Source organism: Pseudophaeobacter sp., assembly GCF_039971195.1.
Lineage (GTDB): Bacteria > Pseudomonadota > Alphaproteobacteria > Rhodobacterales > Rhodobacteraceae > Pseudophaeobacter.
On the sequence record NZ_JBDWPJ010000109.1, the window covers coordinates 23,114 to 47,006 of the forward strand.

Annotated in this window: 31 protein-coding genes; 10 read left to right on the forward strand and 21 right to left on the reverse strand. The window is 59.4% G+C overall.

Translation table 11 applies throughout. From position 1 onward, the window contains the following. Positions 1 to 188: 188 nt before the first annotated feature. On the forward strand, positions 189 to 923 hold the full coding sequence (locus tag ABJP42_RS09555; protein ID WP_348340080.1) for an SGNH/GDSL hydrolase family protein: 735 nt from the start codon (positions 189 to 191) through the stop codon (positions 921 to 923). 34 nt (positions 924 to 957) lie between these two features. Beyond that, positions 958 to 1,395 (forward strand): META domain-containing protein, encoded by a 438-nt coding sequence (locus ABJP42_RS09560; protein WP_348340081.1) that lies wholly within the window; start codon positions 958 to 960, stop codon positions 1,393 to 1,395. Positions 1,396 to 1,422: 27 nt separating this feature from the next. Here the strand turns inward: ABJP42_RS09560 and recO are convergent, their stop codons facing one another. From recO to folK, 12 genes are all read right to left on the reverse strand, one after another. Further along, complete coding sequence (gene recO / locus ABJP42_RS09565) at positions 1,423 to 2,148, reverse strand: DNA repair protein RecO (protein ID WP_348340082.1); 726 nt, start codon at positions 2,146 to 2,148, stop codon at positions 1,423 to 1,425. 101 nt (positions 2,149 to 2,249) lie between these two features. Beyond that, positions 2,250 to 2,579 carry a DUF1491 family protein gene (locus ABJP42_RS09570; RefSeq protein WP_348340083.1) on the reverse strand — a complete coding sequence of 110 codons (330 nt, stop codon included), beginning with the start codon at positions 2,577 to 2,579 and terminating at the stop codon, positions 2,250 to 2,252. Positions 2,580 to 2,703: 124 nt separating this feature from the next. Beyond that, positions 2,704 to 3,609: a GTPase Era gene (era, locus tag ABJP42_RS09575; protein ID WP_348340084.1), complete on the reverse strand. Its 906-nt coding sequence runs from the start codon at positions 3,607 to 3,609 to the stop codon at positions 2,704 to 2,706. Continuing rightward, entirely contained in the window at positions 3,606 to 4,292 is a 687-nt protein-coding gene (gene rnc / locus ABJP42_RS09580) for a ribonuclease III (RefSeq protein ID WP_348340085.1), read from the reverse strand. Before rnc ends, era begins: the two co-directional genes overlap by 4 nt. Beyond that, on the reverse strand, positions 4,289 to 5,125 hold the full coding sequence (gene lepB / locus ABJP42_RS09585) for a signal peptidase I (RefSeq protein WP_348340086.1): 837 nt from the start codon (positions 5,123 to 5,125) through the stop codon (positions 4,289 to 4,291). The genes rnc and lepB overlap by 4 nt, the downstream gene beginning before the upstream one ends. A 61-nt stretch (positions 5,126 to 5,186) precedes the next feature. After that, entirely contained in the window at positions 5,187 to 5,618 is a 432-nt protein-coding gene (gene acpS, locus ABJP42_RS09590; protein ID WP_348340087.1) for a holo-ACP synthase, read from the reverse strand. A 60-nt stretch (positions 5,619 to 5,678) separates the two neighbouring features. Continuing rightward, entirely contained in the window at positions 5,679 to 6,179 is a 501-nt protein-coding gene (locus ABJP42_RS09595; RefSeq protein ID WP_348340088.1) for a hypothetical protein, read from the reverse strand. A gap of 2 nt (positions 6,180 to 6,181) precedes the next feature. Beyond that, positions 6,182 to 6,931: a pyridoxine 5'-phosphate synthase gene (locus ABJP42_RS09600; RefSeq protein WP_348340089.1), complete on the reverse strand. Its 750-nt coding sequence runs from the start codon at positions 6,929 to 6,931 to the stop codon at positions 6,182 to 6,184. Between the two features lie 85 nt (positions 6,932 to 7,016). Then, on the reverse strand, positions 7,017 to 7,724 hold the full coding sequence (locus ABJP42_RS09605; RefSeq protein WP_348340090.1) for a DUF2062 domain-containing protein: 708 nt from the start codon (positions 7,722 to 7,724) through the stop codon (positions 7,017 to 7,019). A 32-nt stretch (positions 7,725 to 7,756) separates the two neighbouring features. Further along, positions 7,757 to 9,889 (reverse strand): RelA/SpoT family protein, encoded by a 2,133-nt coding sequence (locus tag ABJP42_RS09610; RefSeq protein WP_348340091.1) that lies wholly within the window; start codon positions 9,887 to 9,889, stop codon positions 7,757 to 7,759. 40 nt (positions 9,890 to 9,929) lie between these two features. Then, a complete protein-coding gene (gene rpoZ / locus ABJP42_RS09615; protein WP_009810773.1) occupies positions 9,930 to 10,283 on the reverse strand; it encodes a DNA-directed RNA polymerase subunit omega in 354 nt (117 codons plus the stop codon). Positions 10,284 to 10,377: 94 nt separating this feature from the next. After that, complete coding sequence (folK, locus tag ABJP42_RS09620; RefSeq protein ID WP_348340092.1) at positions 10,378 to 10,959, reverse strand: 2-amino-4-hydroxy-6-hydroxymethyldihydropteridine diphosphokinase; 582 nt, start codon at positions 10,957 to 10,959, stop codon at positions 10,378 to 10,380. Between the two features lie 124 nt (positions 10,960 to 11,083). Here folK and ABJP42_RS09625 point away from each other — a divergent pair, with 124 nt between their 5' ends. Next, positions 11,084 to 11,659, forward strand: coding sequence for a LabA-like NYN domain-containing protein (locus ABJP42_RS09625; RefSeq protein WP_348340093.1), 576 nt, complete (start codon positions 11,084 to 11,086; stop codon positions 11,657 to 11,659). A gap of 264 nt (positions 11,660 to 11,923) precedes the next feature. On the opposite strand, the gene ABJP42_RS09630 is transcribed toward ABJP42_RS09625, so the two are convergent. Continuing rightward, positions 11,924 to 14,146: an ATP-binding protein gene (locus ABJP42_RS09630; RefSeq protein ID WP_348340094.1), complete on the reverse strand. Its 2,223-nt coding sequence runs from the start codon at positions 14,144 to 14,146 to the stop codon at positions 11,924 to 11,926. Positions 14,147 to 14,415: 269 nt separating this feature from the next. Between ABJP42_RS09630 and ispH the strand changes: the two genes are divergently transcribed. The 5 genes from ispH to ABJP42_RS09655 all read left to right on the forward strand — a co-directional run bounded on the left by ispH (position 14,416) and on the right by ABJP42_RS09655 (position 17,869). Beyond that, positions 14,416 to 15,390 carry a 4-hydroxy-3-methylbut-2-enyl diphosphate reductase gene (gene ispH, locus ABJP42_RS09635; protein ID WP_348340095.1) on the forward strand — a complete coding sequence of 325 codons (975 nt, stop codon included), beginning with the start codon at positions 14,416 to 14,418 and terminating at the stop codon, positions 15,388 to 15,390. A gap of 103 nt (positions 15,391 to 15,493) precedes the next feature. Then, positions 15,494 to 16,108, forward strand: coding sequence for a LysE family translocator (locus tag ABJP42_RS09640; protein WP_348340096.1), 615 nt, complete (start codon positions 15,494 to 15,496; stop codon positions 16,106 to 16,108). Between the two features lie 52 nt (positions 16,109 to 16,160). After that, a complete protein-coding gene (locus ABJP42_RS09645) occupies positions 16,161 to 16,754 on the forward strand; it encodes a class I SAM-dependent DNA methyltransferase (protein WP_348340097.1) in 594 nt (197 codons plus the stop codon). Beyond that, the gene (gene rnhA / locus ABJP42_RS09650) at positions 16,747 to 17,214 is read left to right on the forward strand and encodes a ribonuclease HI (RefSeq protein ID WP_348340098.1); all 468 of its coding nucleotides are present in this window, start codon (positions 16,747 to 16,749) and stop codon (positions 17,212 to 17,214) included. Before ABJP42_RS09645 ends, rnhA begins: the two co-directional genes overlap by 8 nt. Positions 17,215 to 17,245: 31 nt before the next feature. Next, the gene (locus ABJP42_RS09655; protein ID WP_348340099.1) at positions 17,246 to 17,869 is read left to right on the forward strand and encodes a trimeric intracellular cation channel family protein; all 624 of its coding nucleotides are present in this window, start codon (positions 17,246 to 17,248) and stop codon (positions 17,867 to 17,869) included. 21 nt (positions 17,870 to 17,890) lie between these two features. Here the strand turns inward: ABJP42_RS09655 and ABJP42_RS09660 are convergent, their stop codons facing one another. The 7 genes from ABJP42_RS09660 to def (ABJP42_RS09690) all read right to left on the reverse strand — a co-directional run bounded on the left by ABJP42_RS09660 (position 17,891) and on the right by def (ABJP42_RS09690) (position 21,369). After that, a complete protein-coding gene (locus ABJP42_RS09660) occupies positions 17,891 to 18,349 on the reverse strand; it encodes a hypothetical protein (RefSeq protein ID WP_348340100.1) in 459 nt (152 codons plus the stop codon). 72 nt (positions 18,350 to 18,421) lie between these two features. Further along, entirely contained in the window at positions 18,422 to 18,658 is a 237-nt protein-coding gene (locus ABJP42_RS09665) for a GlsB/YeaQ/YmgE family stress response membrane protein (RefSeq protein ID WP_348340101.1), read from the reverse strand. A 12-nt stretch (positions 18,659 to 18,670) separates the two neighbouring features. Continuing rightward, complete coding sequence (locus tag ABJP42_RS09670; RefSeq protein WP_348340102.1) at positions 18,671 to 18,907, reverse strand: hypothetical protein; 237 nt, start codon at positions 18,905 to 18,907, stop codon at positions 18,671 to 18,673. A 13-nt stretch (positions 18,908 to 18,920) separates the two neighbouring features. Continuing rightward, entirely contained in the window at positions 18,921 to 19,829 is a 909-nt protein-coding gene (gene fmt / locus ABJP42_RS09675) for a methionyl-tRNA formyltransferase (RefSeq protein WP_348340103.1), read from the reverse strand. Positions 19,830 to 19,845: 16 nt separating this feature from the next. Next, the gene (gene def, locus ABJP42_RS09680) at positions 19,846 to 20,343 is read right to left on the reverse strand and encodes a peptide deformylase (protein WP_348340104.1); all 498 of its coding nucleotides are present in this window, start codon (positions 20,341 to 20,343) and stop codon (positions 19,846 to 19,848) included. Next, a complete protein-coding gene (gene def / locus ABJP42_RS09685) occupies positions 20,340 to 20,846 on the reverse strand; it encodes a peptide deformylase (RefSeq protein ID WP_348340105.1) in 507 nt (168 codons plus the stop codon). The genes def (ABJP42_RS09680) and def (ABJP42_RS09685) overlap by 4 nt, the downstream gene beginning before the upstream one ends. A gap of 4 nt (positions 20,847 to 20,850) precedes the next feature. After that, the gene (def, locus tag ABJP42_RS09690; protein WP_348340106.1) at positions 20,851 to 21,369 is read right to left on the reverse strand and encodes a peptide deformylase; all 519 of its coding nucleotides are present in this window, start codon (positions 21,367 to 21,369) and stop codon (positions 20,851 to 20,853) included. A 192-nt stretch (positions 21,370 to 21,561) separates the two neighbouring features. Between def (ABJP42_RS09690) and ABJP42_RS09695 the strand changes: the two genes are divergently transcribed. Beyond that, complete coding sequence (locus ABJP42_RS09695; RefSeq protein WP_348340107.1) at positions 21,562 to 22,734, forward strand: MalY/PatB family protein; 1,173 nt, start codon at positions 21,562 to 21,564, stop codon at positions 22,732 to 22,734. A 5-nt stretch (positions 22,735 to 22,739) separates the two neighbouring features. Beyond that, positions 22,740 to 23,273: a L,D-transpeptidase family protein gene (locus ABJP42_RS09700; RefSeq protein ID WP_348340108.1), complete on the forward strand. Its 534-nt coding sequence runs from the start codon at positions 22,740 to 22,742 to the stop codon at positions 23,271 to 23,273. A gap of 94 nt (positions 23,274 to 23,367) precedes the next feature. Here ABJP42_RS09700 and ABJP42_RS09705 read toward each other — a convergent pair whose 3' ends face one another. Further along, complete coding sequence (locus tag ABJP42_RS09705; RefSeq protein WP_348340109.1) at positions 23,368 to 23,736, reverse strand: hypothetical protein; 369 nt, start codon at positions 23,734 to 23,736, stop codon at positions 23,368 to 23,370. Positions 23,737 to 23,893 lie beyond the last annotated feature (157 nt).

Sequence of the window (23,893 nt, forward strand, 5' to 3'; positions counted from 1 at the left end):
GCCCGGCCAATGGTCGGGCATTTTGCTGTGCGGAGGCAGAGTCCGGCCTGGCTATCTCTAACCGGTCGGCTGCCCTGAAAATGCCCCGGCTTTGCCACATGACGCCCGCCCAGGCTTTCTAAAAGTTTAACGATACCCGGTTCGAGTGTATGATGTTTCAATCTCCCTAGCCCAGTTAGACCAGCGCCATGCCCCATTTCCTGTCTCGATTTTCCCAGCCCCGATTCTCCCTGCCCCGCTTTCTTGTCGCCTGTATCACCCTGCTTGCCCTCGCCACCTGCGGGGAGCGGGCGCCCAAAGATAAACAGGGCGGCATTCTGGTCATGGGTGATTCCCTGATGGCCTGGAACGGCACCTCGGGGCGGGCGGTGTCGGACGTGATGGAACATCGGCTGCAGGTCGAGGTGACCGACCGCTCCGTCTCGGCGGCGCGGATGATCTACAATCTACCCGTGAGTGGCGCAGCGGGGCTCAGCATTCCCAAACAGCTGGTCAAGGGCGACTGGGATTGGGTAGTGCTCAATGGCGGCGGCAACGATCTATGGCTAGGCTGTGGCTGCGCGGGCTGTAAGCGCAAATTGGACCGGCTGGCCTCCGAGGATGGCACAGAGGGTGCCATCCCGGACCTGGTGGCGCAGTTGCGCGCCAAAGGCTCCCGAGTGATCTACACAGGCTATCTACGCAGCCCGGGTCGAGGCTCTCCAATTGAATACTGCAAGGACGAAGGCGAAGAGCTGGACCGGCGCGCCACCCAGATGGCTGCACGGGATGAGGGGGTGTATTTTGTCTCCCTGGCCGATATCGTCCCCTACGGGGACCGCAGCTATCACGCGCTGGATATGATCCATCCCTCTATCAAGGGCAGTGATGCCATCGGCACCCGTATTGCAGATCTTATCGAGAGCAACAGGCCGCAGAACTAGCCTGTCTGGCTCTCACCAAGAAAGGACCGACCCGATGCGCCGCTTTCCAAAACTCTCCCAATCCAGTCTTGCGTTGCGGGTCCCTGCCATTCCCGCCCTGGTGACGGCCGCCGCCCTTTTGATCGGCTGCACCGACGAAACCCTGGCCGGATACGGCGCGGCGGGAAAGGTCTGGCATCTGACCCTGCTGGATGATCAGGCCTTTGAGGCCAAGGCTACGCTGACCTTCCCGGAAACCGGAAAACTGGCCGGAGAGGCGCCCTGCAATCGCTATCATGGCAACCAGACGGCACCCTATCCCTGGTTCGAGGTCGCAGCGCTGATCGCCACCCGCACCACCTGCCCGGAACAAGCTTCTGAGACTGCCTATTTGCAAGCCCTGCAGCAGATGAGCGAGGCAGAGGTGGCTGGCAATGTGCTGATTCTGCGCAATGAGGCAGGCCGGGAAATGGTGTTTGAAGCTCGCCCCTGAGGCAGCATCCCTTGGCAGGGACAGAGCCTAGAGACGGCGTGCAAAAGCCTCGATGAACCGCGCCCGCGCCTCTGGCAGGGGGCGATTGCCGAGACTGGGGGCCAGACGGCTTTCCAGGAAAAACCCGGTGGTGTGCAGCCCCTCCGCCACCTCGTGATCCGGCGCCTGCCCTTCTCCCCGCATCACCGGGGGCAGAGGCAGCAATCGGCTGACCCATTGCCCTGCATCCTGTCTGGACACGGCCCGGCCAGATTTGGGGGAGATATAGGCCAGATCTTCGTTGCGGCCAGAGACCGCGCAGGCGCTCAGATCCAGGCCAAAGCCCATTTCCTCCAGCAGGGCCATCTCCCAGCGCAGATAGGCCAGCGGCCAGAGCTCTTCCTCGTCCAAGAGATCAAGCAGGCGTTCGGTTTTTTTGTAGAGCGCCGGATAGGGCGCGCGTTCCGCGAGGCAAAACCCCAAAAGACCTGTGACCGCATTGAGCCCCGCCAGCGCCAGACGTCCCGATAGGGCCGCCGCCGCCCGGCTGCGCAGGGGCTCGGCCTGATAGCTGCCAAGGTGGTCTTCCAATCTGGCCCGCCAGAGCAGATCAAGCTGGGCACCGGGTTGCAGCACAGGCGCCTTTTTGCGGCTGGCACCGCCATGGACGATGCCGGCATGACGCCCGTGACCTTCGGTGAAGACATCAATGATCGCAGCACTTTCGCCGTGCCGCCGCCGGGTCAGCAGGATGCCATGATCTCGCCATTCCACTGTTTGTTGCTCCCGGTTCTGCGCTGCAGGTGCATCCCGCCTTGCCGCCCATCAGAGCCGAAGAGAGAAGCAACGGCAAGCCATTGTAGCCCGTCAGAGCTTCACTCCAGCCCCGGTTCTTCCAGCAGATGCCGCCCCTGGCGATCTTCGACCTCGATGACCCAGAGATCCGGGTCAAACTCCTGCTGGCGGCGGATGGCAGCATCGACATCTGCCTCCGCGCCGCTGGCATGTTCGATCCATTTGCGATCACCGCTCATCAGATCATAAGAGCGATGAAAGCTTTGCGCCTGACCATCCAGAGTGTTCAGCTTGACCAGCACCGCCCCGGCGGTGTCATCGCCATGGGCGGTGACAAAGGCAGGGACCTCCTGAAAGCGCAGGCGGGCAAGATAGGCATCAACCCAGAAACGGGCGGTCAAACGGGTCATGAGGCCTCTGATCTACAGGGAAGCCGCCGGGGGTTGGGGGCTTGGCAGGGCCTGTGTAGCCTCCGGCGGGAATATTTATAGAAAGATGATATGAAAGGACTCCCCGGGGCAAGGGGAGGCGCCACTAGTTTCCGTCTTTGAAATCGAGGCCCATTTCGGAGTAACGCTCGGCCTCTTCCAGCCAATTGGGGCGCACCTTGACCTGCAGGAACAGATGCACCTTGCGGCCCAGGAATTCTGTGAGCTCTTCGCGCGAAGACTGAGAGACCGCCTTGATGGTTTCACCGCGTTTGCCCAAAACGATGCCCTTATGGCCATCGCGCACTACGTAGATCACCTGGTCGATCTTGGCGGAGCCGTCTTTGCGTTCTTCCCAGCTCTCGGTCTCGACCGTCATCTGATAGGGCAGTTCTTGGTGCAGCCGCAGGGTCAATTTTTCGCGGGTGATTTCGGCGGCGATCATCCGCATCGGCAGATCGGCGATCTGGTCTTCCGGGTAGAGCCAGGGGCCTTCCGGCAATTTCTTGGCCAGCCAGGAGCGCAGATCCTCGACACCATGGCCGCGCTCGGCAGAGATCAGGAAGGTCTCGGCAAAATCAAAGCGTTCGTTCAGGTCCTTGGTGAGCCCCAACAGCACTTCGGATTGCACCCGGTCGATCTTGTTGATCACCAGAGCCACGGTGCGGCCCTGAGCCACATCAGCCAGACCTTCGAGGATGCGTTCGACACCTTCGGTGATGCCGCGATGGGCCTCGACCAGCAGCAGGACAATTTCGGCGTCAGCTGCGCCACCCCAGGCAGCTGCCACCATGGCACGGTCCAGACGGCGGCGCGGCTGAAACAGGCCCGGGGTGTCGACAAAAACGATCTGGCTCTCGCCCTCCATCGCCACGCCGCGCACCCGAGCACGGGTGGTTTGCACCTTATGGGTGACGATTGAAACCTTGGCCCCGACCATGCGGTTCAGCAGGGTGGATTTGCCCGCATTGGGCTCTCCGATCAGGGCGACGAATCCGGCGCGTTTTGTCATGTTTTCTGCTCCAAACGTGCCAAGAGCGCCTTGGCTGCGGCCTGTTCTGCGAGACGTTTTGAACCCGCAACTGCGCGCTCTTCGGTGCCGTCTTCCAGCCGAACGGCAATGGTAAAGATGGGTTGGTGATCCGGGCCTTCGCGGGCCACCTGCACATAGTCCGGCGGGGTTTGGCGCCGGGCCTGCACATATTCCTGCAGCGCGGTTTTGGCATCGCGGGCGTCTTCTTCGACCTGATGCACCCTATCGCCCCAGAGCCGCAGGATCATCGCCTGGGCCACCTCAAAACCGGCGTCCTTGTAGACGGCGGCAATCACCGCCTCCATGCCGTCGCCAAGCAGAGCCAGCTTGCGCCGCCCGCCCGACATCATTTCCGAACGGCCCAGTTTCAGCACCTCGCCGAGTTCGATCTCGCGGGCGACATCGGCGCAGGCCTCTTTGCGCACCAGCGCGTTGAAACGCGGCGCCAACTGGCCTTCGCTGGCCTGTTTGTCATGTTCCAGCAGCGCTGTTGCCATCACCAAGCCTAGCACACGATCGCCCAGAAACTCCAAACGCTGGTTGTCCTTGCGATTGGGCGAGGAGACCGACGGATGGGTCAGCGCCCGCACCAAAAGATCGGGCCGGGCAAACTGATGCCCGATCCGGTCCTGAAAGGCGCGCATTTCCTTGGAGAGTTTCACTCGATCCCCTTGAAGTAACGATCACTGCGCCAGGTCCAGAAAAACAACATCGAACGCCCAGAGGAGGAGAACATAATGCGATCCGCCCGTCCGATCAGGTTTTCAAGCGGCACAAAGCCAACACCACCAGCGGTCTGTGGAAGACGGCTGTCGCTGGAGTTATCGCGGTTGTCCCCCATGAAGAAGAAATGCCCCTCTGGCACCTGATAGACGCCGGTATGATCCGCCGACTGATCCGCAATATTGAGGATCACATGAGAGTTGCCCCCTGGCAGGGTCTCAATCTGGCGCGACTTCAGACAGGTTGCCCCCTTGCCAACGGGGGCGTTTTCACAACGCGGGTAGGAGCCCTGCGGCCCCTGGGCTGCCATCTCTTCCTCGAAGTTGCCCGCATCTTCCAGGGCCACGGCGGTCCCGTTGATGTGCAACACACCCTGCTTCATCTGGATTTTGTCACCGGGCAGGCCGATCAGGCGCTTGATGAAATCGGTTCCCGTCACCGGATGACGGAAGACCACAACATCGCCGCGTTCGGGATCAGAACCCAGGAAACGGGTGTTTTCACTGTCGAGAAAGCCGCAGATATCTTTGGCATCAATATCCAGCCCGATGGCGCCGATGCGCACACTGGGACAGGAGGCATAGGAATATCCATAGGCCATCTTGTTCACGAAGAGGAAATCACCAATGAGCAGAGTCTCCTTCATCGACCCCGAGGGGATCCAGAAGGGTTGGAAAAACAGGGTCCGAAAGACCCCTGCGATCAACAGGGCATAAACAATGGTCTTTACCGTTTCGAGGATCGATTGGCCGGCCGTGGGTTTTGCCGTCATCAGGCTCTCCGGGTTATAAATAAAAGGGTCCGGCGCTACATGAGGGTGTGAGGGGCGCGAGTCAAGCTTCACCACCCGTTTCACCGGGTAGACTGACGATTGGTTGCGCCTCGATGACCACAAAAGCCTGCGCCCAGGGGTGATCATCGGTCAGGGTCACATGAATAATCGCCTGATGGCCCGGCGGCGTCATCTTGGCCAGACGGTCAGCGGCCCAGCCGGTAACATGCATCACTGGCTGACCAGTGCGCAGATTGCTCACGGCCATGTCTTTCCAGGCGATCCCCATGCGCAGCCCGGTGCCCAGCGCCTTGGAACAGGCCTCTTTGGCGGCCCAGCGTTTGGCATAGGTGCCTGCCACATCCCGGCGACGCTCGGCCTTGGCCTGTTCGACATCGGTAAAGACCCGGTTGCGAAAGCGATCGCCAAAGCGGTCCAGAGTGCCTTGGATCCGCTCGATATTTGCCAGATCACTTCCGATGCCGAGGATCATTGTCTTCCCTCATCGCTGGATCAGCACCCAGGCCAGATCAGCCCCGACGCCCCAGCGCTCCTATTTTTTGGGTCCCGCAGTAGAGACCACAGCCGGGGTTGTGGACTGCAACATCACTTCACCCATCGAGAGATCAAACCGCATCTGTACCGGCCGAATGCTGGAGGCAAGCACATCTCCGGTATCCGGGTCATAGTCCCCAACAGGGATAGAGAGCAAAAGCTCCTCTCCCATACGGTAGCTGCTCTCGACCTCGTCGATATAGACCTCCCGGAATCCAGTACCCGCCTCTGCCGACAGGACCTGACAGCCCTGGCCGTATTCTCCCGGATACAAAAGCAGCAGATGCCGGGAACAACAGATGGGTTCGCCACCGGTATCCAGCAAGGCAATGCGGACCACCCCCTCGCCAAGGGTCTGTGTGGTCTCTGCCCAGGGCTCAACCAGATTGGCCGCAGAGGCGACCCAATCACAGCTTTCCAAGCTCTGTGCAAAGGCTGGCGACAGCCCGGCCAGAAGAATCGCCGCACTGCTCGCAGCTGTAGAGAGAGAAGGTTTCATCGTTATCCTTTCCGCGCCAGATCCATCTGGCGACGCATCTCAGCCAGCGCCGCAGGCAGGCCGACAAACATGGCTTCGCCCATCAGAAAATGGCCAATGTTCAGCTCCTTAACCTCAGGCAGGGCGGCAATTGGACCAACACTTTCATAGGTGAGCCCATGGCCGACATGAACCTCCAGCCCCAGCCCATGGGCAAAGGTGGCCATTTCGGTGATCTTCGCCAGTTCGGCGTCGCGCTCCTCCCAGCGGCCTTCGGCCCAGGCATCGGCATAGGCGCCGGCATGCAGTTCAATGACCGGGGCGCCAATCCGGTGGCTGGCCTCAACCTGGGATTTCTCGGCACCGATGAACATCGACACCCGGCTACCGGCGGCGCGCAGGGGGGCGATGTATTCGGCAAGCGCATTGTCATTGCCTGCCACATCCAGCCCGCCCTCGGTGGTGCGCTCCTCGCGTTTTTCCGGCACCAGGCAGACCGCATGGGGTTTGTGGCGCAGGGCAATCGCCTGCATTTCCTCGGTCGCGGCCATCTCAAAATTCAGCGGAATTTTCAGCGCCGCCATCAAACCATCAATATCGCTGTCGATAATATGACGGCGGTCTTCACGCAGATGGGCGGTGATGCCATCGGCACCGGCGTTCTGCGCCAGCACGGCAGCGCGCACCGGATCGGGATTGTCGCCGCCACGGGCATTGCGCACCGTCGCCACGTGGTCGATGTTCACACCCAAGCGCAACACATTCTGAGCCATGTCATTTGTCCTGAAATCAGTCTCTGTTGGCCCGAGATTAGACGGCAAGCGGCCAAGGGCAACCCCCAAGACGAAGAGCTAGCGCCTATTTCGCCTTGCGCACCCGCGGCAGGGCCAGTTTTGGCTTTTGCTTTTTGGGTTCAACAACCTCAGTGACACCAGCGGTTTCCATCTCGGCGCGTTTCTTGATCGCTTCAAATTTGGCTTTGATGCGCGAGCGCCGGTGCTGCTGATAGGCGCGGATCACCGGCAGGCTGACCATGTAGCAAATGGTGGCGGTGATGACACCGGGCAGAACCCCGCCCACCAGATAGGGAAAGAACACCTCGTCGTAAAATACATGCAACCCGTCCCAATCCGCCGGACGGTCATGGAACAGGGCAAAGAGGTTGTTTTTGAGATCCTTGCCCGCATCGAGGAACTTGCCCACCAGGGATTGGTCGACCTCTTCGTATTCGGTGCCCAGCATCCAGTGTCCGGTCTGCAGGGCGGCAACCCCGATGGGTACATAGGTCAGTGGGTTGCCAAAGAAGGTGCCGCTGAGGGCAGCCAGAATATTGCCGTTCATCAGCCGCGCGATCAGCGCCGCGACAACAAAATGCATGGCATAAAACGGTGTGAAGGTGGTGAAGACCCCGGCCCAGACACCGCGCGCGATGCGTTCCGGCGAATCAGGCAGGCGGCGGACCCGGTGCTTTACGTATAGAAACGCCCGTCTCCAGCCCCCGCGGGGCCAGATGAAATCCGCAACCGCTCGTAAAAGCGGGCGTCTATCACGGCGCCTGAATACCAAAGCCCTGCGTCCTTCCTAGTTCCAACCGAGCGTTACTGCGCTATCGGCCGTGCCTCCGGTTTTTCCCGGAAACGCGCCACTTCTGCGACATCGCTCTCGGCTTCCAATGTCAGCATCAGGGAATGCAGCTGTTCCACATCCCGCAGTTCGACATTTATCATCAGCCGGTAAAAGTCTGGTTTCCGATCCGCAAATTCTAGGTCGGAGATATTGGCCTTCTTCTCACCAATCAATGTGCAAATTCGTCCCAGCACGCCGGCATCATTGCCAATGGTCAACCCCAGGGTGACCCCATAGGCCGCCGGATGGGTACCGCTGTGCCAATGCACATCAACCCAGCGCTCCGGCTGGCTCTCAAATTCGCCCAGACGATCACAATCTGCCGCATGCACCACAACCCCGCGCCCGCGATAGGTAATGCCGATGATCCGCTCTCCCGGCAGCGGCTGGCAACAGGGAGCGCGCTCAAAACTCTGGCCGGTTTCCAGACCAATCACCGCCCGGCGCGGCGAGATCACATCGCCCTCTTGCGAGGTGAGTTCCGGATAGACCGCCTGCACCACGTCATGGGCGGTGATCTCGGCGGCACCAAGCCGCGCCAAAAGCTCGTTCACCGAGTTAATCCGCAGCGCTCGCGCCGCTGTTTCCAGCGTTTTATCGGTAGATTTACGATCGACATGTTCAAAGGCAGAACGCGCAAGTTCCCGACCCAGTTTAACAAAACGCGCCCGGTCCGCCTCGCGCAGGGCGCGACGGATGGCGGTGCGCGCCTTGCCAGTGGTGGCAATCTCCAGCCAGCTCACCTGCGGGCTCTGGCCCTCGGCGGTGATCACCTCAACCGATTGACCGTTGCGGATCCGTGTCCACAATGGCACCCGAATGCCGTCAATCTTAGCCCCGACACAGGCATGACCGATGCGGGTGTGGATGGCATAGGCAAAATCGATCGGAGTGGCGCCCTTGGGCAGCTTGGTCACATCGCCCTTGGGGGTGAAGCAGAACACCTGATCGGAATACATCTCCAGCTTCACCGCTTCGAGGAATTCGTCGTGATCCTCCTCGGCGTCAAACTGTTCCGTCAGCGAGGCGATCCATTTTGCGGGATCAACCGCAAAGGGATTCTGCGAGCGCACGCCGTCCCGGTAGGACCAATGCGCCGCTACGCCAGTTTCCGCCACATCATGCATCTGTCGGGTGCGGATCTGCACTTCGACCCGCTTGCCATCGCGCCCCGATACGGTGGTATGGATCGAGCGGTAGCCATTGGACTTGGGTTGACTGATGTAATCCTTGAACCGCCCCGGCACCGCGCGCCAGCGCTGGTGAATCGCCCCAAGCGCCCGGTAGCTGTCTTCTTCGCACTGGGTGATGACCCGAAAACCGTAGATATCGGACAGCCGTGAGAAGCCCTGATCCTTGGCCTGCATTTTGCGCCAGATCGAATAGGGTTTCTTGGCGCGGCCAAAGACCTCGGCTTCGATCCCGGCCTTTTCCAGCTCATGGCGCATATCGCCGGTGATCCGGTGGATCACATCACCGGTTTCGCGCTGCAGGGTGACAAAGCGGCGAATGATCGATTGGCGGCCCTCTGCGTTGAGCACCTTGAAGGCCAGATCTTCCAGCTCTTCGCGCATCCACTGCATCCCCATGCGACCGGCGAGCGGCGCATAGATATCCATGGTTTCGCGGGCTTTCTGCGCCTGTTTCTCGGGGCGCATCGCCTTGATGGTGCGCATATTGTGCAACCTGTCGGCCAGTTTGACCAGGATCACCCGCAGGTCCTTGGACATGGCCATAAACAGTTTGCGGAAGTTCTCTGCCTGTTTGGTTTCGCGGCTGGAGAGCTGCAGATTGGTCAGTTTGGTAACACCATCAACCAGTTCCGCCACTTCCTCGCCAAAGCGGGTGGCGACTTCCTCGTAGGAGGCCTTGGTGTCTTCGATGGTGTCATGCAGCAGCGCAGTGATGATGGTGGCATCGTCCAGGCGCTGTTCGGTCAAAAGGGCAGCAACCGCCACGGGATGGGTGAAGTAAGGCTCGCCTGAGTGGCGGTACTGACCTTCATGCATCTCTTCGCCATAGGCAAAGGCCTCGGCGATCTTATCGGTGTTGGTCTTGGGATTGTAGTTGCGGACCAGAGCAATCAGGTCTTCTGGTGAAATCATATCCGGTCCGCAGCCTCAATTTTGGGAGTGTTGGCTGGTGTCAGCCTTGCCCCTGGGCCTCCATGAGCGCGCGCAGCAGCTTTTCTTCTGACATATCGTCATCAGCAGGCTTGTCGTTTTCGGCCCCCATCAGCAGAGCCATCGAATCTTCTTCGGGCTCATCCACTTCGATCTGGTTCTGATTGTTTTCAATCAGACGCTCACGCAGATCATCCGCGCGCTGGGTCTCGTCCGCGATCTCGCGCAGCGACACAACAGGGTTCTTGTCGTTGTCACGCTCGACGGTCAGCTCGGCGCCGGCAGCGATTTCGCGTGCCCGATGGGCCGCCAACATCACCAGCTCAAAGCGGTTGGGTACTTTGTCTACGCAGTCTTCAACCGTTACGCGGGCCATAGGCGACTCTCCAAAAGTAATGTGGGTCCGGAAGCGCGACTTTTACGCCCAAATCTTTTTGTTGACAAGCACAGAAAGAGTCACATCTGCGGTATTACAGCGGCTGGACCGCCTCTAGGTCCGATTTTGGCAGTGCTGCACAGAGTTCGGCAGCGGTTTTGCCCAAAATCGGATGGTGCCAGTCGGGCCAAATGTCGCAGAGCGGCACCAGGACAAAGGCCCGATCCTGAATACGCGGGTGCGGAAGAATCAACTCGGTCGGTGTCTGTTGCATTTGCTGCTCGAGCGGTAGCTCTGCCCAATGTTGGTATCCCGCCGGGTCCGGCAGCACATAATCCCCCATAGCCAGAAGATCCAAATCCAAAGTACGCATACCCCAGCGCCGCTCCCTTACGCGGGAAAACTCGGCTTCAACCTCTTGCAGAAGCTGCATTAAATCCTGCGGCACCAGCGCGGTTTCAACCGTCAAAACCGCATTGACATAGTCCGGCCCAGCCCCTGCCGGAAAACAAGGGGTTTGAAAAAGTCTCGAAACTTGGCATTCTACCTGCATAAGGAGAGTAATTTGCTTCACTGCAGCCAATAGTATTTGTCGTGGCGACATCTTGCCCAGCGGTAGATTGCCGCCCAGCGCGATTATCGCTTTTGATCGTAAAATGGTCACTTTTGACCCCATTTAAGAAACCCCGTAGGCTTGAAGCAGGTGACAAAGTACTTACAATATGTCCACCCGTTTCGCCGCTACAAATTCACTCACGGATCATTTGGCGTAAACGGATTTACCGGAAGGACACTTTAGGATGTTTTACAAAGACGAACGGCTTGCGCTGTTCATAGACGGTTCGAATCTTTACGCCGCTGCCAAGGCGCTGGGATTTGATATCGACTACAAGCTTTTGCGACAGGAATTTATGCGTCGCGGAAAGCTCTTGCGTGCCTTTTATTATACGGCCCTGCTGGAGAATGACGAGTATTCCCCCATCCGACCACTGGTGGACTGGTTGCACTACAATGGTTTCACCATGGTGACAAAACCGGCCAAGGAATACACCGACAGCATGGGACGTCGCAAAGTCAAAGGCAACATGGACATCGAGCTTGCGGTGGATGCCATGGAACTGGCGCCACGCGTAGACCACATCGTACTGTTTTCAGGCGACGGAGATTTCCGCCCGCTGATCGCCAGCCTGCAGCGTCAAGGCGTACGCGTCTCTGTCGTCTCTACTATTCGCAGCCAGCCTCCGATGATCTCGGACGAGCTGCGGCGCCAGGCTGACAATTTCATCGAGCTGGAAGAGCTGAAAGATGTCATCGGTCGCCCCCCTCGGGAGCATCCGGTCGACACTCGGTCCGTTTCTGCAGTACCGGGTGAATAACGCTCTGGCGCTTTGATCTCATCACAGCGCCAGGTGAAGCCTGCCCAAACAGACGGGCCCAGTTTTGGGCGCGTCTGCCGCAGGTCGTACAAGGCAAGCCAAATGTTGTTTTCAAAACGGGCCCACTCACACTGCCCGTTTTGGATCCCACCCACTGACGGCCCACCCACTGACGGGCCTCCGCTTAGATCCAACGGACCGACGGGCGCAAAAGGGCAAGTGGGCTCTTCCGCAAGACAACCGGCCTGCTTGTCTCATCCTATGTCAGCCCCTTTGGGCGGCCCATCGACGGATCTCGTCGCTCACGCCCGCCCCCGGCAGCTGCTGGCGGATCACCGCTTCCAACCCAGCAATCGTCACCGGTTTGGAGATAAAATCATCCATTCCTGCAGAGAGGCATTTGCTGACCTCGCTTTGCAATGCATTTGCCGTTACCGCCACAATGGGCGTATGGCGCAGACCTTTTTCCGCCTCTGCCCTGCGGATGGCGCGGGTCAGTTCAAACCCATCCATCACTGGCATCTGACAATCCGCCAGGACCACATCATAAGTGCCCGTGGACCAGGCCGCCAAGCACTCTGCCCCGTCCCGCGTCATGGTCACCTCGCAGCCAAGCAGTGCCAACTGGCTTGAGAGGACCGCGCGGTTGATCTCATTGTCTTCGGCAACCAGAATACGGCAGGCAGGTTTCTCTGCATTGCCCTGCCCGCTCAAGGCATCTGCTGGACCCAGACCTTGGCCCCGGTTCTCTTGGTGACGTCGGCCAGCCAGTCCTTCGAGGGCTTCCCAGAAATCGCTTGGCAGGATTGGCCCAGTCTGAACCATCGCCCAGCACGGACGTGCCCGCCCCAACAGAGCCGCCTCATTGGGGCTGAACTCCAGCACGTTCAAATCCCCAAGCTCATTACGGATACGATCCCGGAACCAGGTCGACGGAGGCTCATCGCTGTCTTCCTGCGGCAGGACAAAAATGGTCTCCCGCCCGGCAACACGGGCCAATGCAAGGAACTCATCCTGATCCGTCACCCATTTCAGATCGCAATCCGCAGCCAGCACATAGGCAGCCCAGTCACACTCTCGACCCTCTTGCCCCGTGGCCAGCGCCACAACCCTGGTGCCGGCCAGTTTTGGCCCCCTGATCGGCCCCGAAGGGTTCACCACCGGCAGGCGCACGGTAAAGGCGCTGCCCTCACCCGGAGCACTCACGACCGAGACAGCGCCGCCCATCTTTGTGACCAATTGCTGAACAATTGTCAGGCCCAGCCCATTGCCTTTGATCATCCGCTTTGACACCAGGGCGGAACGTTCAAAGGGAGAGAAAATAGTTTCCTGCAATTCTGGTTCGATGCCAATGCCATTGTCCTCGACCAGAAAATTAATCCAGCCGGGCTCCGTGATTTCGACTCGGAACCGGACTTTTCCGGGCTCGCCTTCGTCACTGGGTTCAGAAAACTTGATGGCATTGCCCAACAGGTTGAGCAGGATCTGCCGCAAACGCCCAGCATCTCCCTGCAACGTATCCGGCAACTCCGCCTGGATCGACAAACAAAGGTCGACACTCAATTGGCTTGCCTGCGATCGCACTGTCGCAGCCGCCCCCTCGATCAGGGGGAGCAGACGCACAGGGGTCTGGAACAATTCCATCTTACCCGCCTCAATCCGAGAAACGTCCAGGATGTCATCAATGATCCAGAGCAAAGCGCTGGAGGATTCCTGGATCGTGTGCAGGATCCTTCGCTGCTCGGTCGCGAGATCGGTTTTTTCCAGCACTTCTACCATGCCCAAAACCCCATTCATCGGGGTTCGGATTTCATGGCTCATCGCCGCCAGAAACTCGCTTTTGGCCTGATTGGCCTTGCGTTCGTCCTGATGGGCCTCCAGCAAATCGTCGCTGTAGCTTTCAGCCAATTGTCCAAAGGCCATCATCTCAGCGATGGTGATCACAAAAATGGTCGCGAGAACTCCACCAGACAGATAGGCCTCCGGAATGTTCTCCAGGGGAACAGGTGGCCCAAAATAGTCATGCCCAAGATAGCGAAACAACAACCAGCTGCCCAGAACAATACCCAGCAAGGCAATGATCATCGGCTTTTCATGCCGAATGGAAAAGGTCATAAAGGGCCCGCCCAGCAAGATCACAAAGAACAGTTCCACATTGCTGGAAGGCGGCAGGGTGAACACTACCGCCATGACCACGGCCAACCCAATTGCGTACCACAAAATCCGGGCGAGAAGCTTATACTCAGTCTTGAGCAAAAGCCGAGTGGCGATAGAGCCGAGGATGGCAACAGAGGAATTGATCACCACCACCGGCGCATCAATTGCAACACCCACGAAGATCCAGGCAAGCCCCAGAACCACAACCGCATTGCAAGTGACACTTACGGTGTGAAACCGCCGTTCCATTGCCACGCGGTATTGCTTGGCCAGGAAATCTCTTTTGCCCGGCGAAGGGAATTCACTTGATCCATCTGCGAGGTCAGACATCGCGCTCCCCAATCCTCTTGGTCGCCAAATAATAAGTTTCTGCATCCCAAAGAGCTTCGTCTCAGCAAAACTTTTGGCAGCCCAATACCGGGCCTTAAAACCCATCCGCTCAACATCGCGTAATCAGGTTAACATTCCCCTTTTCGCATAGACTTCTCCTGGGCCAGAACAGCCCCAGCCTATAGCCAAACCATTCCACTGAGTTCTTACCTCTCCGAGACTGGACCTTCGCTGAGCAAAGCCTTACCTCTACTTCCAAGGAGACGCCCATGACCAAACCTGCCCTCACGCTCTATCTGGCCGCGCCGCGTGGCTTTTGCGCCGGTGTGGACCGCGCCATCAAGATCGTTGAACTGGCGCTGGAGAAATGGGGGGCGCCGGTCTATGTGCGCCACGAGATCGTGCATAACAAATTTGTCGTCGACGGGCTGCGCGACAAGGGCGCGGTCTTTGTCGAAGAGCTGGACGAATGCCCCGAGGATCGGCCGGTGATCTTTTCTGCCCACGGCGTGCCAAAATCAGTCCCCGCTGCCGCCGAGGCGCGCCAGATGGTCTATGTTGATGCCACCTGCCCACTGGTCAGCAAGGTCCATATCGAGGCCCAGCGCCACGCCGAAGCCGGGCTCCAGATGATCATGATCGGCCACAAGGGCCATCCCGAAACCGTCGGCACCATGGGGCAATTGCCCGAAGGCGAAGTGCTTCTGGTGGAAACACCCGATGACGTCGCCCATGTCGAGGTTCGCGACCCTCAGCACCTTGCCTATGTCACCCAGACTACCCTCTCGGTGGATGACACCAAGGGCATCGTTGCAGCGCTGGAGGCACGGTTCCCCGCCATCGTCGGCCCCCACAAAGAAGACATCTGCTACGCCACCACCAACCGACAAGAGGCGGTCAAGGCAGTGGCCCCCAAATCGGACGCTATGCTGGTGGTTGGTGCGCCCAACTCGTCAAACTCGCGGCGTCTGGTCGAGGTTGGCTCCAAGGCCGGGTGCAAATACGCCCAGCTAGTGCAGCGGGCGGACAATATCGACTGGCGTGCGCTGGACGGGATCTCCAGCATTGCCATCACCGCTGGTGCCTCGGCGCCAGAATTGCTTGTCAATGAGGTGATCGACGCCTTTCGCGCCCGCTATGATGTCACCGTAGAGGTGGTCGAAACCGCCGTGGAACGGGTGGAGTTCAAAGTCCCTCGGGTGTTGCGCCAGGCCAGCAGCCCGGCTGCAAGCTCCTCTGCCTAACATCTTGCTGAACGGGCCAAACTGACTGTTTACGGCTGTCTTGCTTGCTCTTAGGCTGTGGCAACAGCTCCTACAGGGCGCAGCTATCACAAGGGGATAGACCGTGATTTCCATGCAGTTTCTCATCACCGCGATTGTAGTGGTTTTGGCACCCGGTACAGGCGTGCTCTATACGCTGGCGCTTGGGCTGGGCCAGGGTGCGCGGTCTGCGCTTTGGGCTGCCCTGGGCTGTACCATCGGCATTCTGCCGCATCTGGCTGCCGCCACATTGGGGCTGGCGGCAGTGCTGCACAGCTCGGCGCTGCTGTTCCAGATCGTCAAGATTCTCGGGGTACTCTATCTGCTGTATCTCGCCTGGCAGGCGCTGCGTTCCGGTGGGGCGCTTGCGATCGCGGCGGATTCCAAACGACAGTCGCCGCTGCGCATCGCCCAGCGCGGCGCCTTGATCAATATCCTCAACCCCAAGCTATCAGTGTTTTTCCTCGCCCTGCTGCCGCCCTTCCTCTCCGGCGACCCTGCCACGGCAACACTGGAGATGAGCCTGCTCGGCGCGGTGTTCATGGCGCTGACCTTTGTTGTCTTTGTGCTCTACGGTTTCTTTGCCGCCCAGGCCCGTCAATTTGTCCTGGGCTCTGAAACCGTGTTGAAGTGGCTGAACCGCGGATTTGCCGGCATCTTTGCCGCCTTGGCGGCCCGGCTGGCTCTGGAACGCGCCTAGATCCCATAGCCACACGCCCTCCCCCCAGCCCCTTTTGACCCAAGGCCCCTTGATGAGCGACGCTGAAACTCTCCGCATCTATGATGACAAGGCCGCCGATTATGAGGCCAGAAACCGGACCTACCTGGCTGAGGATCCCCGGTTGCAGGAATTCATCGCCGCCTGCCCCACCATGGGCCGGGTACTGGATCTGGGCTGCGGACCGGGCACCTCCGCCGCCGTGATGTCAGCCGCTGGCCTGCAAGCGGATGCCATGGATGCCTCGACAGAGATGGTCATGCTGGCAAATGCACTGGAGGGCGTCACAGCCTGGCAGGCCACATTTGATGAGATCTCAGGCACCGCAACTTATGACGGGATCTGGGCCAATTTCAGCCTGCTGCACGCGCCCCGCGCCGCGCTGCCCGGACATCTGCAGGCCATCAAACAGAGCCTGAGACCCGGTGGCGCCTTTTACATCGCCCTCAAACTGGGTAAAGGCGAGGCCCGCGACGCCCTTGGGCGGCTTTATACCTACTACGAGGAAGACGAATTGAAAGATCTGCTCACCACTGCCGGGTTTACCGTGCTGGACTGCGCCTCTGGCAAAAGCGAGGGCCTCGACGGCACCATGGCGCGTTGGATTTCGGTGGCCTGTCATGGCTGATCTTTATGCCTATACTGATGGTGCCTGCTCCGGCAATCCCGGCCCCGGTGGCTGGGGCGCTTTGCTGCAGGCCAAGGATGGCGATAGCGTCATCAAGGAAAAAGAGCTCAAAGGTGGTGAGGCCAACACCACCAACAACCGGATGGAACTTCTGGCCGCAATCAACGCGCTGGAAAGCCTTGACCGGCCTTCGGCGCTCACCCTGGTGACCGATAGCAACTACGTGAAAAACGGCATCACCGGCTGGATTTTTGGCTGGAAGAAAAACGGCTGGAAAAACGCCGCTAAGAAGCCTGTGAAAAACGTCGAACTCTGGCAACGGCTGGATGCCGCGCAAAGCCGCCATCAGGTCACCTGGGAATGGGTCAAGGGCCATGCAGGCCATCCTGAAAACGAGCGCGCCGATGAGCTGGCCCGCGCCGGTATGGCTCCGTTCAAAAAGGGTAAGGCCAAGACATGAGGCCAGAGCCGGGACCCAAGGATCGTCAGTCATGAGCTTTGTCACTCTGCTTGATTATGCCTCGGTTCTGGTCTTTGCCCTCACCGGCGCCCTGGTCGCCAGCCGCGCCCAGCTCGATATTGTTGGCTTTGCCTTCATTTCCTGCCTCACGGCCGTAGGCGGCGGCACGGTGCGGGATTTGCTGCTGAACCGTGAGCAGGTTTTCTGGGTTGCGGATCCCAACCACATCCTGCTGGCAACCGGAGCCGCCGTGGTGGTGTTTTTCACCGCTCATCTGGTCGAAAGCCGGTTGCGCTGGGTGATCTGGCTCGACAGCTTTGCCCTCGCCATCGCGGTCTCTGCCGGCACGGGGGCGGCCCTAGCGATGGGCAAACCCGCGGTCATTGTGGTGCTGATGGGCATGGCCACCGGCAGCCTCGGCGGACTGATGCGTGACGTGGTGGTTGGCGAGGTGCCATTGGTGTTGAAACAGGGCGAGCTCTACATCACCTGCGCCATGAGCGGTGCCATGGTTGCCGTTGCAGCCAGTTCGTTTGGCTTCAGCTCCGGGTTTGCCCTCATTCTTTGTGCTGGCGTTTGCTGGGGGCTGCGCGCTGGCTCAATCGGTTTTGGCTGGCACCTTCCCGTCTACAAAAGCCGCCCGCCGCGCCAGTAAATGCCTGCGTCAGGCCGACCGTTAATAAAACTGGTTAGCATCCCAAGCTGCCAACAGGTCAGCGTTCCTTTCTTTGAAACGTTGGATCTGCCGCCTATTCCCTGTTTCCGTAAAACAAACATCTGGTTCCGCTATGGCGCGTGTGATGCATGTTTTTGAAAGCTGCTCGCACAGGGGCAAGGTAAGACTGCCATCTTGGAACTTAGCACCAATAAGGCAGGCCACTGCGTTTTCAACACCTGCCTCCTGCATCCCCACCTTGGCACCTGCCCGCAGAGCCTCCCAGCAGCCGCTGTGATCGCTCACAAGAGCATTCATCTTCGGGCTCAACCCGTTCTCAAACCGCAGACCTCCTCCGGCCTGTCCCAGCTCAATGATCATTTTGAGAAGCAGGAATTCGCCCCGATCCAGAGGAACAGACTGAAAATGCAGATGCGTGTGCTCAATAAACATTCGAGAAGCGACCTTTTCAAACAGCATTCTCTATTGATCAATCACAGCTCAACACCACGTCTTGGCTACTGCCAATAGAGCGGCTAAGCCTGACCGGGGTCAGCGCTTGATATAGGTCTGCCATAACCAAATCAGCGCCAAGGCACCAAACACCGCGCCTACCAACCCTGCCACCATGCCCAGCATCGCCAAAAGCGCACGCAAGACCAACCCGCCAATCAGCGCTCCGGCGATGCCGATGGCCATGGTGGTGATGATGTCAGATTCGATGCCCATGATCCGCGTCGCCAGAAACCCGGCAGCGATGCCAATGATGATCAGAAAGACGATACTCATAAAATCGCTCCGCTACTTTCGCCAATGGAAGGGCACGATGATCAGCGCCCCAATGGAAGAAACAATGGCGTTGAGCCCCGGAGAACCAAAGCCAAAGCCAAACATGATCCGCACAAAGTAAAACAGAAATGCGCCGCCGACACAGATGATGATCGACGGCAGATAACCGTTATGGGTAAAACCACTTTTTTCGGCGGCGTAGCCGGTGATCCCGGCAATGACCACAGTGCCCATCAGGGTCAGAAACATCTCAGCTCTCCCGCTACAACTGGCGTCCGGTCTCTAGCGGGAAACCGCGTGTAAAGACTTCGCGATCCTGCGCAGCTTTGCCGGCCCGTTGCAAGCGCAACAGCTCCACCGCGCCACTGCCGCAGGCGATGATCAGGTTGGCCCCATCCAGCACCTGCCCCGGCGCGGCACTTCCCTTGGCCAGGCGCGAGGCGAGCAGTTTCACCCGCTGACCATCGATCTCCACCCAGGCCCCGGGAAAGGGCGACAACCCGCGAATCTTGCGGTCAACCTCTTCGGCGGGCTGGGTCCAATCAATCTGCGCCTCATTCTTGTCGATCTTGGCGGCATAGGTGACACCCTCATCAGGCTGAGGGTCGGCCTCCAGACCATCAAGATGACGCAGCGCGGTTACAATCAGCGAAGCGCCCATCTCTGACAGGCGATCATGCAGCTGGCTGGTGGTTTCCTCATCGCCAATGGCTGTGCCTTCACGCAGCAGCACCGGGCCGGTGTCGAGCCCGGCCTCCATCTGCATGATGCAAACGCCGGTCTCTGCGTCGCCGGCCATGATGGCGCGATGAATAGGCGCGGCCCCGCGCCAGCGCGGCAACAGGCTGGCGTGAATATTCAGACAGCCCTTGGCAGGCGCATCCAAAACTGCCTGCGGCAGGATCAGCCCATAGGCCACGACCACTGCAATATCCGCCTTCAGAGCGGTAAATTCGGCCTGTTCGGCGGCGCCTTTCAAGGACACCGGGTGGCGGACGTCAAAGCCCAGCTCGATGGCGCGGGCATGCACCGGGGTGGGGCGATCCTTTTTGCCACGCCCAGCGGGCCGGGGCGGCTGGCAGTAGACCGCTGCAATCTCGTGGCCGGCCGCGACCAGCGCGTCCAAAACCGGCACCGAAAACTCCGGTGTTCCCATAAAGATGACGCGCATCTGCTGCTCCCTGGCCTTAGCCGTTCAGTTTCTTGGATTTCTTGATCAGCATATCGCGCTTCATCTTCGACAGGTGATCAAAGTAGAGCTTGCCGTTCAGATGGTCGATCTGATGCTGCACGCTGGTGGCCTCGATGCCAACAAAATCACGCTCGGTGATCGCGCCGGTCTCATCCATGTAGCGCACAGTCACCGCGCGTGGGCGTTTGATCTTGGCCGAGACGCCGGGCAGGTTGGGGCTGGCCTCTTCGTGCTCGCGCAGCTGGGTCGAGGCATGCAGCACCTCCGGGTTGGCCATACGCACCGCTTTGCCGCGCTCCTTGGAGCCATCCACCACAGCGAGACGCAGCATCACACCGATCTGGTTGGCGCCAAGGCCAACGCCCGGCATTGCCTCCATGGTGTCGATCATATCGCTCCAGATCTGGCGGATCTCATCGGTGATTTCGCTCACCTCGGTGGAGGCGGTGCGCAGGCGTTTGTCGGGCCAGGGTAGGCAGGTGCGAGCGGTCATGCGGAGCTCTCCAAATGGTGTTGATAGGTCGCCTCAGACTCGGTGCGGGCCTCGGGAGACAGACGGTCAAAGGTCACCAGACCCTCAAGATGGTCAAATTCGTGTTGAATGCAGCGGGCGGCAAAGCCGTCAAAGCTGCCGCTTTGCCAGCTGCGGTCCTGATCCTGCCAACGCAGGGAGACAGTTGTTGGGCGCTGCACCGAGGCCAGCACGCCGGGAATGGACAGGCAGCCCTCGTCACCGGGTTCCTGATCGGTGCCAAAGGACAGGATTTCCGGGTTGATCATCACCAGCGGTGTGCCAGGCGCCTCTTTCCAGGTGGCATCCATCACAAACAGCCGTTTCAGAACGCCTACCTGCGGTGCCGCCAAGCCGCGCCCGGGGGCGGCATACATGGTTTCAAACATATCCGCGATCAGCCCGGTTAGGTCTTCCTCCCCCACCGGGGTGCAAAGAGTTGAGAGACCGGGATCAGGCCATTGCAGGATGGGGAGCCGCGCCATGCGTTCAGCCCCGCGCCCGCTCGCGTTTGAGCTTTTGCATCTTGCGGGTGATCATCTGCCGCTTCAGCGGTTTCAGATAATCAATGAACAGCTTGCCCTCCAGATGGTCGATCTCGTGCTGCACGCAGGTGGCCCAAAGCCCGTCGAAGCTCTGGCGCTGCAGATTGCCGTCGCGGTCCATCCATTCCACCTCGACCTCTTTGGGGCGGGTGACCTCGGCATATTGATCCGGGATCGACAGGCAGCCTTCTTCATAGACGTTGGTCTCCTCCGAAGAAGAGACAATCTCCGGGTTGAACATCACCAAGGGCTTGGGCGCAACACCCTCTGCCTTTTCGCAGTCCAGCACGATGAGGCGATCCATCACGCCAATCTGCGGCGCCGCCAGGCCAATGCCGGGGGCGGCATACATGGTTTCCAGCATATCGTCAGAAAGCTGGCGCAGCTTGTCCGAAAGATCGGCCACCGGGGCGCAGATCTTTTTCAAACGGGGATCGGGATGGATCAGGATCGAATGTTTCATGGGGGATGATTTAGGCCATTGCCTCAGGCTCTGCAACGGTCCCTGCATCGCACCTGCGTCATTTGCCTGCTGCCCTGACGCAGCTGCCAATTTTACCGCCGATCCCAGGCCCTCGGGCGGCCAGGAGCACAGATCCCCTTGCACAAAGCGCATTTGCCGCTAGCTTCGCAGGAAAACTAGCGGAGCACCTTTATGGATTTTGACAGCATCATCGACCGTCGCGGCACCCACTGCGCCAAATGGGACTTTATGGAGAGCCTCTATGGGGTCTCCCCGGACGACGGGCTGGCGATGTGGGTGGCGGATATGGATTTTGCCGTGCCGCCCATGGTCAGCGACAAGATGCGCGAAATGGCCGATCACGGGATCTATGGCTATGTGAATGTCGACAAACCCTACAAGGATGCGATCCGCTGGTGGATGCAGAACCGCCACGGCTGGGAAGTCGACCCGGAGGCGATCTTTACCACCACCGGTCTGGTCAATGGCGTGGGCATGTGTCTGGATACCTTTACCCAGCCGGGCGACGGTATCGTTCTGTTCACCCCCGTCTATCACGCCTTTGCCAAGGTGATTAACAATGCCGGGCGAAAAGTGGTGGAATGCGAGATGATCAATCGCCAGGGTCGCTACGAGATGGATATGGCCAGCTATGACGCGCAGATGACTGGCAAGGAGAAGATGGTCATCCTCTGCTCGCCGCATAACCCCGGTGGCCGGGTCTGGACCCAGGAAGAGCTGCAGGGGGTGGCGGATTTTGCTAAGCGGCATGATCTGATCCTGCTCTCGGATGAGATCCACCATGATCTGGTTTTTGACGGTGCCACGCATATTCCGATGCAGAACGCAGTGCCAGAGATCACCGACCGGCTGCTGATGTTGACCGCCCCCTCCAAGACCTTCAACTTTGCCGGATTGCACACAGGCCAGGTGATCATCCCCGATCCTGACCTGCGGGCAAAGTTTCAGCGCCGTATGCTGGCGCTCGCCCTGTCGCCGAACTCAGCCGGGCAGATGGCCACAGCGGCGGTCTATGGACCCGAAGGCGCCAAATGGGCGGACGAGCTGGTCGCCTATATCGATGGCAACCGTCAGGTTTTTGATGCCGCCATTGCTGAAATCCCCGGTCTCAGCTCGATGAAGCTGCAGGCGACTTACCTGTCCTGGATCGATTTCTCCGGCACCGGTATGAGCCGCGAAGAATTCACCAAACGGGTGGAACAGGATGCCGGTATCGCCGCCAACCACGGCACCACCTTTGGCCTTGGCGGCGAAAGCTTCCTGCGCTTTAACATGGGCACCCAGCGCAGCCGTGTGATCGAGGCCGGTGAACGCTTGGCCAAGGCCTTCGCGGATCTGCAGTAATACCCATGCTGCGCAGGGGTCTGATACTTGTCTCGGTTGCTTTGATCGCGATCCTGGGCTGGGGGCTTTGGCGGAGCTATGGCCCCCGCACACCTCCGCCTGACCTGGCAGCACAGGTAGACCGGGTGGATCGCATCCTTATCGAAAAGTCTGCCCGCCGACTGACCGCCAGCCGGATGGGGCAAACCGTTCTGGAATTCGACATCGCGCTAGGGTTTGCCCCGGTTGGCGATAAGGCCCGCGAAGGCGATGGCAAAACGCCCGAAGGTCTGTTCAAGGTCGATCGCCGCAACCAAAACAGCGGCTACCATCTGTCTTTGGGGCTGAACTATCCGCGGGCTAAAGACATCGCCCGTGCTGCCGAGGCCGGCATCGATCCCGGCAGCGATATCTTCATCCATGGTCAGCCCAATACCCTGGCCGGGGCCCTTGTCTTACCCGGTGACTGGACTGCAGGCTGTATTGCCATCAGCGATACAGAAATGGAAACCCTTTGGCGCCTTGTCGATCTGGGCACAGAGGTGGAAATCAGACCCTAAACAGGCGAATACCAAAGAAAAGACCCGCCGCCGGTAGGCGCACGGGTCCAACTCAATCTCCCGTCCTCGTTGGGCGGCCTGTGCCTGTTGTCCCTTAAAGGCGGGATTCAGCCCCCTCATTACCCAGCAGGCCCACCGGCGCATCCGGGGCACGGTAGAAATCCAGCGGCGCGGTTTCAGAAGCCGCTGTGGCGCGTTTGAATTCATAGCGCATCTCCCCGCCCTCGGCCTCGGAGGCGACGATCAGGCACTGCGACAGGTGCCGAGACCCCTCGTAGAGATCCACGAGGCCACGCAGCTGCGGCACAAATTCTTCTTCAACCGAAAATCCAGTATCCCAGGTCCGCAGCACTGGGAAATAGCCATCTCCTACAGCCACCCGTAGACGGCTTTTGTTTTTCAACCCGGAAATGCGTGCAGCATCCAGGGCTTCTTGAACGGCTTTTGGCACATATGTGGTCATGGCGAAGGGCCTTCTGGCAAGTAGTGGAACGGTGAGAATCGCAGCGAGTCAGACTCTCAGCTCTTGTTCTAAAGGTGACCCAGAAATGGATAAAATCAAGTGAACATTTTGAGACAGTGCGCGCGCTGATGACGCACCAGGTCGTGATGTGCAGCCA

Excerpts from the sequence above, each read along its gene's own strand:
- acpS (WP_348340087.1), bottom strand. The coding sequence starts at position 5,618 with ATGATCCTCGGCATCGGAAGTGATCTGGCAAATATCGAGCGGATCCAA.
- ABJP42_RS09625 (WP_348340093.1), top strand. The coding sequence starts at position 11,084 with ATGTTTTACAAAGACGAACGGCTTGCGCTGTTCATAGACGGTTCGAAT.
- ABJP42_RS09560 (WP_348340081.1), top strand. The coding sequence starts at position 958 with ATGCGCCGCTTTCCAAAACTCTCCCAATCCAGTCTTGCGTTGCGGGTC.
- ABJP42_RS09655 (WP_348340099.1), top strand. The coding sequence starts at position 17,246 with ATGAGCTTTGTCACTCTGCTTGATTATGCCTCGGTTCTGGTCTTTGCC.
- def (WP_348340106.1), bottom strand. The coding sequence starts at position 21,369 with ATGAAACATTCGATCCTGATCCATCCCGATCCCCGTTTGAAAAAGATC.
- ABJP42_RS09670 (WP_348340102.1), bottom strand. The coding sequence starts at position 18,907 with ATGTTTCTGACCCTGATGGGCACTGTGGTCATTGCCGGGATCACCGGC.
- ABJP42_RS09705 (WP_348340109.1), bottom strand. The coding sequence starts at position 23,736 with ATGACCACATATGTGCCAAAAGCCGTTCAAGAAGCCCTGGATGCTGCA.
- ABJP42_RS09695 (WP_348340107.1), top strand. The coding sequence starts at position 21,562 with ATGGATTTTGACAGCATCATCGACCGTCGCGGCACCCACTGCGCCAAA.
- rnhA (WP_348340098.1), top strand. The coding sequence starts at position 16,747 with ATGGCTGATCTTTATGCCTATACTGATGGTGCCTGCTCCGGCAATCCC.
- def (WP_348340105.1), bottom strand. The coding sequence starts at position 20,846 with ATGGCGCGGCTCCCCATCCTGCAATGGCCTGATCCCGGTCTCTCAACT.
- ABJP42_RS09700 (WP_348340108.1), top strand. The coding sequence starts at position 22,740 with ATGCTGCGCAGGGGTCTGATACTTGTCTCGGTTGCTTTGATCGCGATC.
- era (WP_348340084.1), bottom strand. The coding sequence starts at position 3,609 with ATGACAAAACGCGCCGGATTCGTCGCCCTGATCGGAGAGCCCAATGCG.
- ispH (WP_348340095.1), top strand. The coding sequence starts at position 14,416 with ATGACCAAACCTGCCCTCACGCTCTATCTGGCCGCGCCGCGTGGCTTT.
- ABJP42_RS09570 (WP_348340083.1), bottom strand. The coding sequence starts at position 2,579 with ATGACCCGTTTGACCGCCCGTTTCTGGGTTGATGCCTATCTTGCCCGC.
- ABJP42_RS09600 (WP_348340089.1), bottom strand. The coding sequence starts at position 6,931 with ATGGCTCAGAATGTGTTGCGCTTGGGTGTGAACATCGACCACGTGGCG.
- ABJP42_RS09630 (WP_348340094.1), bottom strand. The coding sequence starts at position 14,146 with ATGTCTGACCTCGCAGATGGATCAAGTGAATTCCCTTCGCCGGGCAAA.
- def (WP_348340104.1), bottom strand. The coding sequence starts at position 20,343 with ATGACCGCTCGCACCTGCCTACCCTGGCCCGACAAACGCCTGCGCACC.
- ABJP42_RS09645 (WP_348340097.1), top strand. The coding sequence starts at position 16,161 with ATGAGCGACGCTGAAACTCTCCGCATCTATGATGACAAGGCCGCCGAT.
- rpoZ (WP_009810773.1), bottom strand. The coding sequence starts at position 10,283 with ATGGCCCGCGTAACGGTTGAAGACTGCGTAGACAAAGTACCCAACCGC.
- ABJP42_RS09595 (WP_348340088.1), bottom strand. The coding sequence starts at position 6,179 with ATGAAACCTTCTCTCTCTACAGCTGCGAGCAGTGCGGCGATTCTTCTG.
- lepB (WP_348340086.1), bottom strand. The coding sequence starts at position 5,125 with ATGACGGCAAAACCCACGGCCGGCCAATCGATCCTCGAAACGGTAAAG.
- folK (WP_348340092.1), bottom strand. The coding sequence starts at position 10,959 with ATGGGGTCAAAAGTGACCATTTTACGATCAAAAGCGATAATCGCGCTG.
- ABJP42_RS09555 (WP_348340080.1), top strand. The coding sequence starts at position 189 with ATGCCCCATTTCCTGTCTCGATTTTCCCAGCCCCGATTCTCCCTGCCC.
- ABJP42_RS09660 (WP_348340100.1), bottom strand. The coding sequence starts at position 18,349 with ATGCTGTTTGAAAAGGTCGCTTCTCGAATGTTTATTGAGCACACGCAT.
- fmt (WP_348340103.1), bottom strand. The coding sequence starts at position 19,829 with ATGCGCGTCATCTTTATGGGAACACCGGAGTTTTCGGTGCCGGTTTTG.
- ABJP42_RS09610 (WP_348340091.1), bottom strand. The coding sequence starts at position 9,889 with ATGATTTCACCAGAAGACCTGATTGCTCTGGTCCGCAACTACAATCCC.
- ABJP42_RS09665 (WP_348340101.1), bottom strand. The coding sequence starts at position 18,658 with ATGAGTATCGTCTTTCTGATCATCATTGGCATCGCTGCCGGGTTTCTG.